Here is a 15,818-nt window from a genome sequence, read left to right on the forward strand (position 1 = left end):
TGTCGCGGGCGGTGCGGCGGGCGGGGTTACGGCAGCGCCAGCATCCGCTCCAGGGCCAGCTTCGCGAAGCTCTCGGTCTCCTTGTCGACCTGGATCTGGTTGATCAGCTTGCCCTCGGCGAGCGACTCCAGGGTCCACACCAGGTGGGGGAGGTCGATGCGGTTCATGGTCGAGCAGAAGCAGACCGTCTTGTCGAGGAAGACGATCTCCTTGTCCTCGGCGGCGAACCGGTTGGCCAGGCGGCGCACCAGGTTCAGCTCGGTGCCGATCGCCCACTTCGAGCCGCGCGGGGCGGCCTCCAGGGCCTTGATGATGTACTCGGTCGAGCCGACGTAGTCCGCCGCGGCGACGACCTCGTGCTTGCACTCGGGGTGCACCAGGACGTTCACGCCCGGGATCCGCTCGCGTACGTCGTTCACCGAGTCCAGCGAGAAGCGGCCGTGCACCGAGCAGTGCCCGCGCCACAGGATCATCTTGGCGTTGCGGAGCTGCTCGACGGTGAGCCCGCCGTTCGGCTTGTGCGGGTTGTAGAGCACGCAGTCGTCGAGGGACATGCCGAGCTCGCGCACGGCCGTGTTGCGGCCCAGGTGCTGGTCGGGAAGGAAGAGCACCTTGTCGCCCTGCTCGAAGGCCCAGTTCAGGGCGCGCTCGGCGTTGGAGGACGTGCAGATCGTGCCGCCGTGCTTGCCGGTGAACGCCTTGATGTCGGCGGAGGAGTTCATGTACGAGACGGGCACGACCTGCTCGGCTATGCCGGCCTCGGTCAGCACGTCCCAGCACTCGGCGACCTGCTCGGCGGTGGCCATGTCGGCCATCGAACAGCCCGCGGCGAGGTCCGGCAGGACGACCTTCTGGTCGTCCCCGGTCAGGATGTCCGCGGACTCTGCCATGAAGTGCACACCGCAGAACACGATGTACTCGGCCTCGGGCTTCGCGGCGGCGTCCTTGGCCAGCTTGAACGAGTCGCCCGTCACATCGGCGAACTCGATGACCTCGTCGCGCTGGTAGTGGTGCCCGAGGATGAAGACCTTGTCCCCGAGCTTCGCCTTGGCCGCGCGGGCGCGGGCCACCAGGTCCGGGTCGGAGGGCGAAGGAAGGTCGCCGGGGCACTCCACGCCGCGCTCGCTCTTCGGGTCGGCCTCGCGGCCGAGCAGGAGCAGCGCGAGCGGCGTCGGCTGGACGTCGAGCTCGACGCGGCCGGCGGTGTCCTGACGGGGCTGGGCGGTGGTCACGTCACGCACCCTTTCTGTTTCCTGAGCAGTGCGGCGGAGCCGCTCCAGTGACCCCGGTGCTTCCACCGAGGGGTTTTCGTCTAAATGACGCTATCTATCATAACTGCTTCACGTCACTTTGACGATGGCCATAGCGTCGATGTGACGCACCCGGCCCCCGCCGGCTCCCGTACCGGGTTGTCCACAGGCCTTTCCTCGCCCGCTCCCGCGTGTGCGAGCATGAAAGGGAAGAACCCGGAATGAATCCGGGGCCCCGCCGGTTGCAACCGTCGGCAAGCAGTCTCCGTACAACCCGGGAGAGAAGCAGATGTCCGTATCGGACGAGACCACCACCGTGAGCGACGGCATCCTCCTGTCCGACGCCGCCGCGGCCAAGGTCAAGGGCCTCCTTGAGCAGGAAGGCCGGGACGACCTGGCGCTGCGCGTCGCCGTTCAGCCGGGCGGCTGCTCGGGCCTGCGTTACCAGCTGTTCTTCGACGAGCGCTCGCTCGACGGCGATGTCGTCAAGGACTTCGACGGCGTCAAGGTCGTCACCGACCGTATGAGCGCCCCGTACCTGGGCGGCGCCTCGATCGACTTCGTCGACACCATCGAGAAGCAGGGCTTCACGATCGACAACCCGAACGCGACGGGTTCCTGCGCCTGCGGCGACTCCTTCAGCTAAGCCTCGCGGCAGTCGAAAGGCGGGTGGCCCCGGATATCCGGGGCCACCCGCCTTCGTCATGTCCGGCGGCGTATCCGCGCTACTTCTTCGGCAGCTCCTTGCCGGTGTCCGCGTCGAGCACCTTGCGGGCCCCGAGCGCCTCGTGCAGTTGCACCGAGACCGTCTGCTGCTTGGCCAGCATGACGCACATCTTCTTCGGGTCCTTGACCTGCCCGGTCACCTTGACCCGCACACCGTCGCCGCTCTCGTCCGCGGTCGCCGTGTACGTGCTGCACACCCCGCCCCAGAACGTCACGTTCAGGGTCCGCCCGTCCGGCGCGAGGGCGTACGACTCAAGCGCCTGGCCGTGCGTGCCCGGCGCGGTGGCCGACCCCGAAGGCGGCGGCACGGGGGCACCGGTCGGCGGCTTGGTCACGTACTGGGGCGCCACCGCGGGAGCCGTGATCGTGAACGGCTGCCCCGCGTCCGGCTTCACCTGGAACAGCCACGACGGTACGAGGGTCGGCGTGCCGTCCACGAACTGCGCGGCGAGCCCGAAGGTGGCCCCGTCGATCGTCACGGTCGAAGGCGTGGGCTGCTTGCACGGCTGGATATTGCCCTGCGGATCGCTCGGAAGGCGGCCCTTGGTGGGCTGGCCCTCCACCGGCACAGGACCCGTGCAGTCCTTGGGCTTCGGCCGCTCTGTGACGTGGCTGTTGAGCTGCGCCAGCGTCTGGTCCGCGCTGATCACCGGATATGTGGCGCCCTTGTCCGGCATCTTCAACCGGCCGCTTCCGCCCACCACTTGACCGTCCGGGCCGACCTGGATGCCGGTCGTCCAGCCGTAGGTGGGGAGGCCGCCGACGACCGGGTCGGCGTTCACCACCCGGGCCGAGGCCAGGATCTCCTTGGCGTCCAGCTTGGCGTCGTCCTGGCCGAGCGCCTTGAGGACCGGGGCCGCGGCCGCCTTCGCCGCCTGCTCGCTCACGGGGCTGCCGGAGCCCGTACCGCCGTCGGCACCCGAGCCGCTTGCGGTGTCCGCGCCCGTCGTGTGCATCGGACACATCTTGCCCTTGGGGCAGTTGTCCGAGCCGCCGGTGCCGTACCGCGCGAACGACCAGGTGCCGGGCGCCTTCTGACTTACCGTCAGGATCGGGCCCGAGCTGTCCTTGGTCACTCCCGCCTTCCAGCTGCCGCCTTCGAGACGCACCGCCCCCTCGACCCCCAGCGCCCGGGCGAGCCGCGTCGCATCGGCCTCGCTCACGGTGCCGCGCGGCTGGAAGACGGGCGCCTTGCCGGGGCCGCCGGGCAGCTTGACCGACGCCCGGTAGACCACGCCGTTCGGGTCCGGCTCACCGGGTGCGATCCCGTTGCCGCCGCTGCCGCCGCCAGTGCCGCCGGCGTCGGCGCCCGGGGCGCTGTCGAGTGCGAGCGGCGGAGGTGCGCCGTTCCCGCCGGGCGTACTGCCACCGCCCGAGGAAGCCGTCGAGGCCCAGTACGCCCCACCGCCACCCGCGGCCAGTACGGCCACGGCGGCCGCGGCGAGGATCAAGGGAGATCGTCGCGAACGCCGCTGCTCGGGCTCGTCCTGCGTGTGCTCGCTGCTCACCAGATCGCTCCTGTCCAGTCGTATCCCGCATCCCCCTTACGAGGGACGCCGTTTGGACGGAGCGGGGGAGCGCACGGTTCCATCCCCGTGCGCCGCACCCGTGCGATCAAGCCGTTTCAGTCCCCGTATTCGGACATGTCCGCGATCAGCCGCACCGAGGAGGACGGAATCGTCACACCGTGGATCCGGGACGGCGGCACCGGAGCCGGAGCGTTCCGTGGGGGCGCCACCCAGTGCGGAGCCATCCGCGCGCAGTCCCCGCGCAGCTCCTCCAGCCCCGGAAGATCGGCCGTCACCCCGTGCCCGCTGCTCACCCTGGTCTCCATGCTTCGCACCGTACGCACAGGAAGCGTGCGCAGAAAGACCTACTATTGGGTAGTTTCCACCGGTCGGCCCAGCGGGGGCGACCCGGTAGCGTGAACCGTCAACGCCGTCCCCCTTCAGGAGCGCCCTCGCCGTGCGTATCGCAGTCACCGGCTCCATCGCCACCGACCACCTCATGACCTTCCCCGGCCGATTCGCCGACCAGCTGGTCGCCGACCAGCTGCACACGGTCTCCCTCTCCTTCCTGGTCGACAACCTCGACGTACGCCGTGGCGGTGTCGGTCCGAACATCTGCTTCGGCATGGGCCAGCTCGGCGGCCGGCCGATCCTGGTCGGCGCGGCCGGATCCGACTTCGACGAGTACCGCGCCTGGCTCGACCGGCACGGCGTCGACACCGGCTCGGTACGGATCTCCGAGGTCCTGCACACCGCCCGCTTCGTGTGCACCACCGACGCCGACCACAACCAGATCGGCTCCTTCTACACGGGCGCGATGAGCGAGGCCCGCCAGATCGAGCTCAAGGCCGTCGCCGACCGCGTGGGCGGCCTCGACCTCGTGCTGATCGGCGCGGACGACCCCGAGGCGATGCTGCGCCACACCGAGGAGTGCAAGGCGCGGAGCATTCCCTTCGCCGCGGACTTCTCGCAGCAGATCGCCCGCATGTCCGGCGACGACATCCGCACCCTGCTCGAAGGTGCGACGTACCTCTTCTCCAACGAGTACGAGAAGGGGCTCATCGAGAACAAGACCGGCTGGAGCGACGAGGAGATCCTCGCCAAGGTCGACTACCGGGTCACCACGCTCGGCTCCCGCGGTGTGCGCATCGAGCAGGTCGGCGCCGAGCCGATCGTCGTCGGCGTCCCGGAGGAGGAGGCCAAGATCGACCCGACGGGCGTGGGCGACGCCTTCCGCGCCGGGTTCCTGACCGGCCTGTCCTGGGGCGTCGGCCACGAGCGGGCCGCCCAGCTCGGCTGCATGCTGGCCACCCTGGTCATCGAGACCCTGGGCACCCAGGAGTACACCCTGCGCCGGGCCCACTTCATGGACCGCTTCACCAAGGCGTACGGCGACGAGGCCGCAGCCGAGGTGCGGGCCCACCTCCAGTAGTCCTCTAGTCCTCGGCGCCGGGCTCTCAGCTGACGCGGCGCACCCGGTAGGCGGTTCCGTCCTCTGCCGGGTGCTCGCCCAGGTACTCCTGGCCCCGCATCTCGCACCACGCCGGGATGTCGAGGCGGGCCGCCTCGTCGTCGGCCAGCACCGTCACGACGCCGCCCACGGGTACGTTCCCGATGGCCTTCGCGAGTTCGATGACCGGGATCGGGCAGAGCCGGCCGAGCGAGTCCACCACGAACTCCTCGGCGTCGGCGGGACCGGCCGTCGCGACCGGCGCCCCGAGCTTGGTCCGTACGGACGCGACCACGCCCGGCAGCACGTCGAGGAAGCGGTCGACGTCCTGCGCCGGAGTGCCGAGCGGCAGCGACACCCGGACGTTGCCCTCGCTCAGCACCCCCATGGCGCGCAGCACATGGCTGGGCGTCAGGGTGCTGCTCGTGCAGGACGAACCGGAAGAAACGGAGAATTCCGCCCGGTCGAGCTCGTGCAGCAGGGTCTCTCCATCGACATAGAGACAGGAGAAGGTGACCAGATGCGGCAGCCGCCGCACCGGATCGCCGACCACCTCGACATCCGGCACCAGCTCCGCGACCCGGGTGCGAATCCGCTCCACCAGGTCCCGCAGACGCGCCGATTCGGCCTCGGCCTCGGCCCGTACCGCCCGCAGGGATGCGGCCGCCGCCACGATCGCCGGGATGTTCTCGAAGCCGGCGGCGCGCCCCGACTCCCGCTCGTCGGCGGGCCCTTGAGGCGCGAACCGGACGCCCTTGCGCACCGCGAGCAGCCCGACTCCTGCCGGACCGCCCCATTTGTGGGCACTCGCCGCGAGGATCGACCAGGCACCCTCGACCGGCCCCCAGGCCAGCGACTGGGCGGCGTCCACGAGCAGCGGCACCCCCGCCGCCCGGCACGCCTCGGCCACCTCGGCCACCGGCTGGAAGGTGCCCACCTCGTGGTTGGCGGACTGCAGGCAGGCGAGCGCGGTGTCGGGCCGCAGGGCGGCGGCGTACACATCGGGGGAGACCCGGCCCGTGCGGTCCACCACGACCTCCGTCAGCGAACCGCCGCCCGCCTCATGGGAGGCAGCCGAATGGAGGACCGAGGAGTGCTCGACCGCGGACACCACCAGATGCCGCCCGACACGCCGACGCCCGGACAAGGATCCGTAAATTCCGGAGTGCACCGCGCGCGTCCCCGAACTGGTGAAGCTGAGCTCGTCCGGGCGGCAGCCGACGGCCTCCGCGGCGGCCTCCCGCGCCGCGTCCAGGAGCAGCCGGGCGCGCCTGCCCTCCCGGTAGAGCCGGGCCGGATCGGCCCACCCCTCGTCCAGGGAGGCTTGCAGGGCCTGGCGGGCGACGGGGTGCAGGGGGGCCGAGGAGGCCGCGTCGAAGTAGGGCACCCGGCCACGCTAACCCCGCCCCGGCGAACGAGTTGCGGGGGACGGGGCGAGGGGTCGTCAGATGGCGCCCGGAGGCCGGGATTCCACCGCGGCTCCACCCCTTCGGGGAGTCGGGCGGCGCGTTGGGCACCCTCCCCGCGCGACCCCAAATAGCGTCCAGTAGGGTTTGGTCCGCATAAACATCCAAACCCCTGCCCGCGTGCCAGGGCGGCGACCGACCAGCGAGACGGCCGTAGCCGACCACCGCGGGCGAGACTCTCGGGAAGGCGCTACGTGAGTCCCAACGGCTCCGACCGCTCGTCGCGGCGCCCGATGCGGCGGAAGCTGCCGCAGGTGCTGACTGCGGGCCTGGTCCTGGCGACAGCATCCGGTTGCTCGTACAACTGGAAAGACTTCCCTCGACTTGGTATGCCCACTCCGGTGACGGAAGAGGCTCCCAGGATCCTGTCCCTCTGGCAGGGCTCGTGGGCGGCTGCGCTCGCCACGGGCGTGCTGGTCTGGGGCCTGATCCTGTGGAGCGTCATCTTCCACCGGCGCAGCCGCACCAAGGTCGAGGTACCCGCGCAGACCCGGTACAACATGCCCATCGAGGCGCTGTACACCGTGGTCCCGCTGATCATCGTCTCCGTGCTCTTCTACTTCACGGCACGCGACGAGACGAAGCTCCTGGCTCTGTCCCCCAAGCCCGCCCACACGGTCAACGTGGTCGGCTATCAGTGGAGCTGGGGCTTCAACTACGTCGAGGACGTGCCCGGTGTTAAGGGCGACGCCAAGACGGACAAGAACCTGGACGCGATCCCGGACCGGTTCAAGAAGGACTTCCCCGCGAACGCGGGCGGTGTCTACGACGTCGGCATCCCCGGCACCCGTAACCCGCAGACCGGAAACCCGGGCCCGACCCTGTGGCTGCCGAAGGGCGAGAAGGTCCGCTTCGTGCTGACCTCGCGCGACGTCATCCACTCCTTCTGGATCGTGCCGTTCCTGATGAAGCAGGACGTCATCCCGGGGCACACCAACTCGTTCGAGGTCACGCCGAACCAGGAAGGCACCTTCCTGGGCAAGTGCGCCGAACTCTGCGGCGTCGACCACTCGCGCATGCTCTTCAACGTGAAGGTCGTCTCCCCGGAGCGCTACCAGCAGCACCTCAAGGAGCTGGCGGCGAAGGGCCAGTCCGGTTACGTGCCGGCGGGCATCGCCCAGACCGACCCCGCCAAGAACGCGGAGACGAACAAACTGTGAGCATCCTCAACGAATCTCAGGGTGCCGCGGCAGCAGACGACTCGTACGAGAACGAGCTGCCGGTCCGGCGCAAGCAGCCGGGAAACGTCGTCATCAAGTGGCTGACCACCACTGATCACAAGACGATCGGCACGATGTACCTGGTCACGTCGTTCGCGTTCTTCTGCATCGGCGGGATCATGGCGCTCTTCATGCGCGCCGAACTCGCCCGCCCCGGCACGCAGATCATGTCGAACGAGCAGTTCAACCAGGCGTTCACGATGCACGGCACGATCATGCTGCTGATGTTCGCGACGCCGCTGTTCGCCGGATTCGCGAACTGGATCATGCCGCTGCAGATCGGCGCGCCCGACGTGGCGTTCCCGCGGCTGAACATGTTCGCCTACTGGCTCTACCTGTTCGGCTCGACCATCGCGGTCGGTGGCTTCCTCACCCCGCAGGGCGCGGCCGACTTCGGCTGGTTCGCCTACTCCCCGCTGTCGGACGCGGTCCGCTCGCCGGGCGTCGGCGCCGACATGTGGATCATGGGTCTGGCCTTCTCCGGCTTCGGCACGATCCTCGGCTCGGTCAACTTCATCACCACGATCATCTGCATGCGCGCGCCCGGCATGACGATGTTCCGTATGCCGATCTTCGTGTGGAACGTCCTGCTGACCGGTGTGCTGGTCCTGCTGGCCTTCCCGGTCCTCGCGGCCGCGCTGTTCGCCCTGGAGGCGGACCGCAAGTTCGGTGCGCATGTCTTCGACGCCAGTAATGGCGGCGCGATTCTCTGGCAACACCTCTTCTGGTTCTTCGGCCATCCAGAGGTGTACATCATCGCGTTGCCATTCTTCGGAATCATTTCCGAAGTGATTCCGGTGTTCAGCCGAAAGCCGATGTTCGGCTACAGCGGCCTGATCGGCGCCACCATCGCGATCGCGGGTCTGTCCGTGACCGTGTGGGCGCACCACATGTACGTCACCGGTGGCGTGCTCCTGCCGTTCTTCTCCTTCATGACGTTCCTCATCGCCGTGCCGACAGGCGTGAAGTTCTTCAACTGGATCGGCACGATGTGGAAGGGCTCACTGTCCTTCGAAACGCCCATGCTGTGGGCCGTCGGCTTCCTGATCACCTTCACCTTCGGCGGTCTGACCGGCGTCATCCTGGCCTCGCCGCCGATGGACTTCCACGTTTCCGACTCGTACTTCGTGGTCGCGCACTTCCACTACGTCATCTTCGGCACCGTGGTCTTCGCGATGTTCTCCGGATTCCACTTCTGGTGGCCGAAGTTCACCGGAAAGATGCTGGACGAGCGGCTCGGCAAGATCACCTTCTGGACGCTGTTCGTGGGCTTCCACGGCACGTTCCTGGTGCAGCACTGGCTGGGTGTCGAGGGCATGCCGCGTCGTTACGCGGACTACCTGGCGGCCGACGGCTTCACCGCGCTGAACACGATCTCGACGATCTCCTCGTTCCTGCTCGGTCTGTCGATCCTGCCGTTCTTCTACAACGTCTGGAAGACCGCCAAGTACGGCAAGAAGATCGAGGTCGACGACCCGTGGGGCTACGGCCGTTCGCTGGAGTGGGCGACCTCCTGCCCGCCGCCGCGGCACAACTTCCTCACGATGCCGCGCATTCGCTCCGAATCGCCGGCGTTCGACCTCCACCACCCCGAGATCGCGGCTCTCGACCAGCTCGAGAACCACGGCGACGTCCACGGTGACAACATGCTCACCGGTGGCAAGGAGGCCGGGAAGTGAAGATCCAGGGCAAGATGTTCCTGTGGCTGTCCGTCTTCATTCTGGTCATGGCCGTCGTGTACGGCGTGTGGTCGAAGGAAGCGGCCGGCACCACCGCGCTCGTCATGGCCTTCGGCCTGAGCGTCATGATCGGCTTCTACCTGGCCTTCACGGCCCGGCGGGTCGACGTCGGCGCCCAGGACGACAAGGAAGCCGATGTCGCGGACGACGCCGGTGAGGTCGGCTTCTTCTCGCCGCACTCCTGGCAGCCGCTCTCGCTCGGCATCGGCGGCGCCCTGGCGTTCCTCGCGATCGCCATGGGCTGGTGGCTGCTGTACTTCTCGGCTCCGCTGATCCTGGTCGGTCTCTACGGCTGGGTGTTCGAGTACTACCGCGGCGAGAACCAGAACCAGTAGTTCCGCGTACGCCGCACTGCGCCAAGAGGGGCCCTCCGTCTCACCGCGAGACGGAGGGCCCCTCTTTTGCAGTCACCCCGCGCGCCGGAACTGACGAACCTTCATAACGTGGGCTCATGAGCCACGCACCGCGCATCCGCACCGTATTGAGCTGCACCCTCCTTGTCCTGTCCCTCGGTGTGGGGGCCACGGGGTGCGGCGGGTCAGACGCCAACCCGCTGTCGGCCAAGCCGTACGACGCGGCCGGACAGGTCGTCTACAACGGCCCGGCGGGCAGTCAGAAGGCCGATCCGGGCAAGCCCCTGGAGATCACCGTCAAGGGCAAGGAGGCCCGCCTGACCGACGTCACCGCCGTCGACGGCAACGGCCGCTACCTGGCGGGCGAACTGGCCGCCGACGGCAGCCGCTGGCACTCCACCGGCGCACTGGTGGCCGGCGCGCACTACACCGTCAAGGTCTCCACGGAGAACGAAGACGGCTCTCCGGGGCTGCGTACGCTGACGTTCGACACCGCGGCGGTCACGGACGCCGTGGAGGTCGAATTCGGCCCGGACGCGGGCAAGTACGGCGTCGGACAGCCCATCACCGCGGAACTCAGCAAGCCGATCAAGGACCCGAAGGCCCGGACGATCGTCGAACGCGCCCTGGTCGTCGAGTCCACCCCCAAGGTGGAGGGCAACTGGTACTGGGTGGGCGACAAGGTGCTGCACTACCGGCCGAAGGAGTACTGGCCCACGCACGCCACCATCAACGTCCACTCCAACCTGGAGGGCGTGAAGATCGCCGACAAGCTGTACGGCGGTCCCGGCAAGCCCCTGAAGATCACCACCGGCGACCGGGTCGAGGCCATCACCGACGCCGCCGGGCACTACATGACGGTCAAGCGCAACGGAGAAGTGATCAATACCATTCCGATCACCACCGGAAAGCCCGGATTCTCCACTCGCAACGGCGTCAAGGTGGTCCTGGGCAAGCAGTACTTCGTACGGATGCGCGGGGAGACGGTCGGCATCTCCTCCAGCAGCTCGGACGGGTACGACCTGCCCGTCTATTACGCCACGCGGGTCACCTGGAGCGGTGAATACGTGCACGCCGCGCCCTGGTCGGTGGGCTCACAGGGCTACGAGAACGTCAGCCACGGGTGTACGGGCATGAGCACCGGCAACGCCGCCTGGTTCTACGAGAACATCAACGAGGGCGACATCGTCAAGGTCGTCAACAGCATCGGCGAGGACATGACGCCCTTCGACAACGGGTTCGGCGACTGGAACGTGGACTGGGACGACTGGCGCAAGGGCAGCTCCCTGCTGGCCGACCTCAAGGCCGGCCAGATCAAGGCCAACTCCGCCCGGCTGCGGCCGGGAGTGTGAGGTCAGGCACCCACGGCAAGCCGCTTGCGCAGCAGCGAGGCCAGCGTGTCCGCGAACTCGACCGGCTCGACCGGAAGGGTCACCGCGGCGTCCGCACGGCTCCAGGTGGCCAGCCAGGCGTCCTGCGGGCGGCCGATGAGGAGCAGCACCGGCGGGCACTGGAAGACCTCGTCCTTGATCTGGCGGCAGACCCCCATGCCGCCCGCCGGAACCGCCTCGCCGTCCAGGACGCAGACGTCGATGCCGCCGCGCTCCAGCTCCTTGAGGACCGCCGGCAGCGTCGCGCACTCCAGGAATTCGACCGGCGGTACGTCGGAGGCGGGCCTGCGGCCGGCCGCGAGCCGCACCTGCGCGCGGGTGTTCGCGTCGTCGCTGTAGACCAGAACGGTGGCGCTCGACTGCATGGATCCTCCGAAGGTCCGGCGGATTCGCCGGCGTTGGCTCATGAACCGATGCGCGGATGCTACTCCGTCCGACTGCCCGTCAACACCGGTTCGGACAGCCCTTCGATGGGCCGTTCGGGCCCTGCATACGCCGCTGACACACCGAACGGCACCCCCCGGGGTGAGGGCGGGATAAGCGACCGACATAATGTCGGTCGTGGCGACAGCAACGACAGTAGAAACCGGGCACGCGCACCCGTCGGTCAATCGGCCGAACCTCACCAGCGTCGGAACCATCATCTGGTTGAGTTCCGAGCTGATGTTCTTCGCGGCCCTCTTCGCGATGTACTTCACTCTGCGATCGGTAACGGGTGCCGCGCACTGGTCAGAAATGGCTTCGTCCCTGAACCTTCCGTTCTCGGCGACCAACACCACGATTCTGGTGCTCTCCTCCCTCACCTGCCAGCTCGGCGTCTTCGCCGCCGAGCGCGGCGATGTGAAGAAGCTCCGCACCTGGTTCATCATCACGTTCGTGATGGGCGCGATCTTCATCGGCGGCCAGGTCTTCGAGTACACCGACCTGGTGAAGAAGGACGGCCTCTCGCTGTCCTCGGATCCATACGGCTCGGTGTTCTACCTGACCACGGGCTTCCACGGACTGCATGTGACGGGCGGTCTGATCGCCTTCCTGCTGGTTCTCGGCAGGACGTACGCGGCCAAGAGGTTCACCCATGAACAGGCGACCGCGGCCATCGTCGTGTCCTACTACTGGCACTTCGTCGATGTCGTGTGGATCGGCCTCTTCGCCACGATCTACCTGATCCAGTAACCGGGCCCGTAGGTCCGCACCACATCCAGCATCGACGCAGAAGATCCTGACACCGGGGTAATCCGTGAAAAAGCTCTCCGCACGACGACGCCATCCGCTGGCGGCGGTCGTCGTCCTACTCCTCGCGCTGGCGGCCACCGGGGGGCTGTACGCCGCGTTCGCGCCCGCGGGCAAGGCTCAGGCTGACGAAACCGCCCAGTCCCTCGCCATCGACGAGGGCAAGAAGCTCTACTCCGTCGGCTGCGCCAGCTGCCACGGAACCGGCGGTCAGGGCACCTCTGACGGCCCCTCCCTGGTCGGCGTGGGCGCCGCCGCGGTGGACTTCCAGGTCGGCACCGGCCGTATGCCGGCGCAGCAGCCCGGCGCGCAGGTGCCGAAGAAGAAGGCCATCTACTCGCAGGCCCAGATCGACCAGCTCGCCGCTTACGTGGCCTCGCTGGGCGCCGGTCCGAGCGTGCCGACCGACTCGCAGTACAACCCGAGCGGTGCGGACATCGCCAAGGGTGGCGAGCTGTTCCGTACCAACTGCGCCCAGTGCCACAACTTCACGGGTGAGGGCGGTGCCCTGACGAACGGCAAGTTCGCCCCCAGCCTGGAGGACGTGGACCCCAAGCACATCTACGAGGCCATGCAGACCGGCCCGCAGAACATGCCGTCCTTCCCGGACACGACGATGCCGCAGAAGCAGAAGCAGGACATCATCGCGTACCTGCACGCCGTCAACAGCGACAAGTCCGCGAGCCCCGGTGGCCTCAAGCTCGGCGGGCTCGGCCCGGTCAGCGAGGGTCTGTTCGGCTGGATCTTCGGTCTGGGTGCCCTCATCGCAGTAGCCATCTGGGTCGCGGCCCACACCGCTAAGGCCAAGAAGTCATGAGTAGCCAAGAGAATTCCGAGAGCCTGCCTGAAGCGCAGGCCACCGCGCACGGCGCGGTAGAGACCGCTGGCGACCCCTTCGCCGACCCGGGACTGCCGGCCCACAAGCCGCGCATCCAGGACATCGACGAGCGGGCGGCCAAGCGCTCCGAGCGCGCGGTCGCGTTCCTGTTCTTCCTGTCCATGGTCGCGACGGTCGGCTTCATCGCCTCGTACGTGATCTTCCCGGTCGACAAGATCGTCTTCATCTTCCCGTTCGGGCACGTCAGCGTCCTCAACTTCGCTCTGGGTCTGACCCTGGGCGTGGCGCTGTTCTGCATCGGCGCGGGCGCGGTCCACTGGGCCCGCACCCTGATGTCCGACGTGGAGATGCCGGCCGAGCGGCACGAGATCGCGGCCCCGCCGGAGGTCAAGGCGCAGGTCCTGGCCGACTTCAAGCAGGGCGCGGCCGAGTCCGGCTTCGGACGCCGCAAGCTGATCCGCAACACCATGTTCGGCGCGCTGGCCCTGGTGCCGCTCTCCGGTGTGATGCTGCTGCGCGACCTGGGCACGCTGCCCGAGGACAAGCTGCGGCACACCATGTGGTCCAAGGGCAAGGCCCTGATCAACATGAACACCAACGAGCCGCTGCGTCCCGAGGACCTGACGGTCGGATCGCTGACCTTCGCCAAGCCCGAGGGCCTGGAGGAGACGGCGGAGGACTTCCAGACGCAGATCGCCAAGGCGGCCCTGATGCTCGTCCGGATCAAGCCGGAGGACATCAAGGACAAGCGCGAGCTCGAGTGGTCGCACCAGGGCATCGTCGCCTACTCGAAGATCTGCACCCACGTCGGCTGCCCGATCTCCCTGTACGAGCAGCAGACGCACCACGTGCTCTGCCCGTGCCACCAGTCCACCTTCGACCTCTCCGACGGCGCCCGCGTCATCTTCGGCCCGGCCGGTCACGCCCTTCCGCAGCTGCGGATCGGCGTGAATGACGAGGGTTACCTCGAAGCGCTCGGCGACTTCGAAGAGCCCGTCGGTCCTGCCTTCTGGGAGCGCGGATGAGCACCACGACAGACGCACGGCGCGAAGCGCCCGCCGGTGAGCGGATCGCGGACTGGGCGGACGGCCGGCTCGGGATCTACTCCCTGGCCAAGGCCAACATGCGCAAGATCTTCCCGGACCACTGGTCCTTCATGCTCGGCGAGATCTGCATGTACAGCTTCATCATCATCATCCTCACGGGTGTGTATCTGACGCTGTTCTTCCACCCGAGCATGAACGAGGTCGTCTACGACGGCTCGTACGTGCCGCTGCAGGGCATGCACATGTCCGAGGCGTTCAACTCGACCATGCACATCAGCTTCGATGTGCGCGGTGGTCTGCTGATCCGGCAGATCCACCACTGGGCCGCGCTGATCTTCCTCGCCGGCATGTTCGTGCACATGATGCGCGTGTTCTTCACGGGCGCCTTCCGCAAGCCGCGTGAGGTCAACTGGCTGTTCGGCTTCCTGCTGTTCGTCCTGGGCATGTTCACCGGCTTCACCGGTTACTCGCTCCCGGACGACCTGCTGTCGGGCACCGGTGTGCGCTTCATGGAGGGCGCGATCATGTCCGTGCCGATCGTCGGCACGTACCTGTCGTTCTTCCTCTTCGGTGGCGAGTTCCCCGGCGGGGACTTCGTGGCCCGGTTCTACTCGGTGCACATCCTCCTGCTGCCGGGCATCATGCTCGGCCTGATGGTGGCCCACCTGATCCTGGTCTTCTACCACAAGCACACCCAGTTCGCGGGTCCGGGACGTACGAACAAGAACGTCGTCGGCATGCCGCTGCTCCCGGTGTACATGGCGAAGGCGGGCGGCTTCTTCTTCCTGGTCTTCGGCGTCATCGCGGTGGTCGCGGCGATCGCCTCGATCAACCCGATCTGGGCGATCGGCCCCTACCGGCCGGACCAGGTGTCCACCGGCGCCCAGCCCGACTGGTACATGGGCTTCTCCGAAGGCCTCATCCGAGTGATGCCGGGCTGGGAGATCAACCTGTGGGGCCACACCCTCGTCCTGGGTGTGTTCATCCCGCTGGTGATCTTCCCGCTGGTCCTCGCGACCATCGCGGTGTACCCGTTCATCGAGTCCTGGATCACCGGGGACAAGCGCGAGCACCACATCGCGGACCGGCCGCGCAACGCGCCTACGCGTACCGCGTTCGGTGTCGCGTGGATCACCTGGTACATGGTGCTGCTCATCGGTGGTGGAAACGACCTCTGGGCGACCCACTTCCACCTCTCGATCAACGTCATCACCTGGTTCGTGCGGATCGCGTTCTTCGTGGCCCCGGTCCTCGCGTTCGTCGCCACCAAGCGGATCTGCCTGGGTCTGCAGCGGCGCGACGCCGCGAAGGTGCTGCACGGACGCGAGTCCGGCATCATCAAGCGGCTGCCGCACGGTGAGTTCGTCGAGATCCACGAGCCGCTGGACGCCAACGCGCGTTACAAGCTCACCGCTCACGAGCAGTACAAGCCGGCCGAGATCGGCCCGACGGTCGACGAGAACGGTGTCGCCCGCAAGATCTCGCGGACGCAGAAGCTGCGCGCCAAGCTCAGCAAGGGCTACTTCGGCGAAGGGAACCAGATCCCCAAGCCGACGGCCGAGGAGTACGAGGAGATCACGAGCGGCCACGGCCACCACTGA

At 67.8% G+C, this 15,818-nt stretch carries 15 protein-coding genes; 10 read left to right on the forward strand and 5 right to left on the reverse strand.

The features are described 5' to 3' along the window. Positions 1–26: 26 nt before the first annotated feature. Entirely contained in the window at positions 27–1,241 is a 1,215-nt protein-coding gene (gene nadA / locus IE206_RS06510) for a quinolinate synthase NadA (protein ID WP_189961044.1), read from the reverse strand. Between the two features lie 298 nt (positions 1,242–1,539). Here nadA and IE206_RS06515 point away from each other — a divergent pair, with 298 nt between their 5' ends. Continuing rightward, positions 1,540–1,896 (forward strand): HesB/IscA family protein, encoded by a 357-nt coding sequence (locus IE206_RS06515; protein WP_030933606.1) that lies wholly within the window; start codon positions 1,540–1,542, stop codon positions 1,894–1,896. Between the two features lie 79 nt (positions 1,897–1,975). On the opposite strand, the gene IE206_RS06520 is transcribed toward IE206_RS06515, so the two are convergent. Both IE206_RS06520 and IE206_RS06525 read right to left on the reverse strand, forming a co-directional pair. Next, positions 1,976–3,484 carry a hypothetical protein gene (locus IE206_RS06520; protein ID WP_226598776.1) on the reverse strand — a complete coding sequence of 503 codons (1,509 nt, stop codon included), beginning with the start codon at positions 3,482–3,484 and terminating at the stop codon, positions 1,976–1,978. A 116-nt stretch (positions 3,485–3,600) separates the two neighbouring features. After that, positions 3,601–3,810 carry a hypothetical protein gene (locus tag IE206_RS06525; protein ID WP_189961045.1) on the reverse strand — a complete coding sequence of 70 codons (210 nt, stop codon included), beginning with the start codon at positions 3,808–3,810 and terminating at the stop codon, positions 3,601–3,603. A 131-nt stretch (positions 3,811–3,941) separates the two neighbouring features. On the opposite strand from IE206_RS06525, the gene IE206_RS06530 reads away from it, so the two are divergent. Next, positions 3,942–4,916, forward strand: a complete 975-nt coding sequence (locus tag IE206_RS06530) for a carbohydrate kinase family protein (protein WP_189961046.1) — start codon at positions 3,942–3,944, stop codon at positions 4,914–4,916. Between the two features lie 25 nt (positions 4,917–4,941). Here the strand turns inward: IE206_RS06530 and IE206_RS06535 are convergent, their stop codons facing one another. Further along, positions 4,942–6,321 carry a cysteine desulfurase/sulfurtransferase TusA family protein gene (locus IE206_RS06535; RefSeq protein ID WP_189961047.1) on the reverse strand — a complete coding sequence of 460 codons (1,380 nt, stop codon included), beginning with the start codon at positions 6,319–6,321 and terminating at the stop codon, positions 4,942–4,944. Positions 6,322–6,594: 273 nt separating this feature from the next. Between IE206_RS06535 and ctaC the strand changes: the two genes are divergently transcribed. The 4 genes from ctaC (at position 6,595) to IE206_RS06555 (ending at position 11,064) form a co-directional block, all read left to right on the forward strand. After that, positions 6,595–7,560, forward strand: coding sequence for an aa3-type cytochrome oxidase subunit II (gene ctaC / locus IE206_RS06540; RefSeq protein ID WP_189961048.1), 966 nt, complete (start codon positions 6,595–6,597; stop codon positions 7,558–7,560). Continuing rightward, positions 7,557–9,299, forward strand: a complete 1,743-nt coding sequence (gene ctaD, locus IE206_RS06545) for an aa3-type cytochrome oxidase subunit I (RefSeq protein ID WP_189961049.1) — start codon at positions 7,557–7,559, stop codon at positions 9,297–9,299. The genes ctaC and ctaD overlap by 4 nt, the downstream gene beginning before the upstream one ends. Then, positions 9,296–9,694, forward strand: coding sequence for a cytochrome c oxidase subunit 4 (locus IE206_RS06550; RefSeq protein WP_189961050.1), 399 nt, complete (start codon positions 9,296–9,298; stop codon positions 9,692–9,694). The genes ctaD and IE206_RS06550 overlap by 4 nt, the downstream gene beginning before the upstream one ends. 116 nt (positions 9,695–9,810) lie before the next feature. After that, a complete protein-coding gene (locus tag IE206_RS06555; protein ID WP_189961051.1) occupies positions 9,811–11,064 on the forward strand; it encodes a L,D-transpeptidase in 1,254 nt (417 codons plus the stop codon). Positions 11,065–11,066: 2 nt separating this feature from the next. Here IE206_RS06555 and IE206_RS06560 read toward each other — a convergent pair whose 3' ends face one another. Next, the gene (locus IE206_RS06560) at positions 11,067–11,468 is read right to left on the reverse strand and encodes a DNA-binding transcriptional response regulator (protein ID WP_189961052.1); all 402 of its coding nucleotides are present in this window, start codon (positions 11,466–11,468) and stop codon (positions 11,067–11,069) included. A gap of 187 nt (positions 11,469–11,655) precedes the next feature. On the opposite strand from IE206_RS06560, the gene ctaE reads away from it, so the two are divergent. From ctaE to qcrB, 4 genes are all read left to right on the forward strand, one after another. Continuing rightward, entirely contained in the window at positions 11,656–12,276 is a 621-nt protein-coding gene (ctaE, locus tag IE206_RS06565) for an aa3-type cytochrome oxidase subunit III (RefSeq protein ID WP_189961053.1), read from the forward strand. A 64-nt stretch (positions 12,277–12,340) separates the two neighbouring features. Continuing rightward, positions 12,341–13,150: a cytochrome bc1 complex diheme cytochrome c subunit gene (gene qcrC, locus IE206_RS06570; RefSeq protein WP_189961054.1), complete on the forward strand. Its 810-nt coding sequence runs from the start codon at positions 12,341–12,343 to the stop codon at positions 13,148–13,150. After that, the gene (qcrA, locus tag IE206_RS06575) at positions 13,147–14,196 is read left to right on the forward strand and encodes a cytochrome bc1 complex Rieske iron-sulfur subunit (RefSeq protein ID WP_189961055.1); all 1,050 of its coding nucleotides are present in this window, start codon (positions 13,147–13,149) and stop codon (positions 14,194–14,196) included. Before qcrC ends, qcrA begins: the two co-directional genes overlap by 4 nt. Next, positions 14,193–15,818, forward strand: a complete 1,626-nt coding sequence (gene qcrB / locus IE206_RS06580; RefSeq protein WP_189961056.1) for a cytochrome bc1 complex cytochrome b subunit — start codon at positions 14,193–14,195, stop codon at positions 15,816–15,818. The genes qcrA and qcrB overlap by 4 nt, the downstream gene beginning before the upstream one ends.

Origin of the sequence: Streptomyces violascens (genome assembly GCF_014649955.1) — a bacterium.
GTDB classification, from domain to species: domain Bacteria; phylum Actinomycetota; class Actinomycetes; order Streptomycetales; family Streptomycetaceae; genus Streptomyces; species Streptomyces violascens.

Coding starts and splice junctions, on each gene's coding strand:
- IE206_RS06555 (WP_189961051.1), top strand. CDS start 9,811: ATGAGCCACGCACCGCGCATCCGCACCGTATTGAGCTGCACCCTCCTT.
- IE206_RS06515 (WP_030933606.1), top strand. CDS start 1,540: ATGTCCGTATCGGACGAGACCACCACCGTGAGCGACGGCATCCTCCTG.
- qcrB (WP_189961056.1), top strand. CDS start 14,193: ATGAGCACCACGACAGACGCACGGCGCGAAGCGCCCGCCGGTGAGCGG.
- qcrA (WP_189961055.1), top strand. CDS start 13,147: ATGAGTAGCCAAGAGAATTCCGAGAGCCTGCCTGAAGCGCAGGCCACC.
- IE206_RS06525 (WP_189961045.1), bottom strand. CDS start 3,810: ATGGAGACCAGGGTGAGCAGCGGGCACGGGGTGACGGCCGATCTTCCG.
- ctaE (WP_189961053.1), top strand. CDS start 11,656: ATGTCGGTCGTGGCGACAGCAACGACAGTAGAAACCGGGCACGCGCAC.
- IE206_RS06560 (WP_189961052.1), bottom strand. CDS start 11,468: ATGCAGTCGAGCGCCACCGTTCTGGTCTACAGCGACGACGCGAACACC.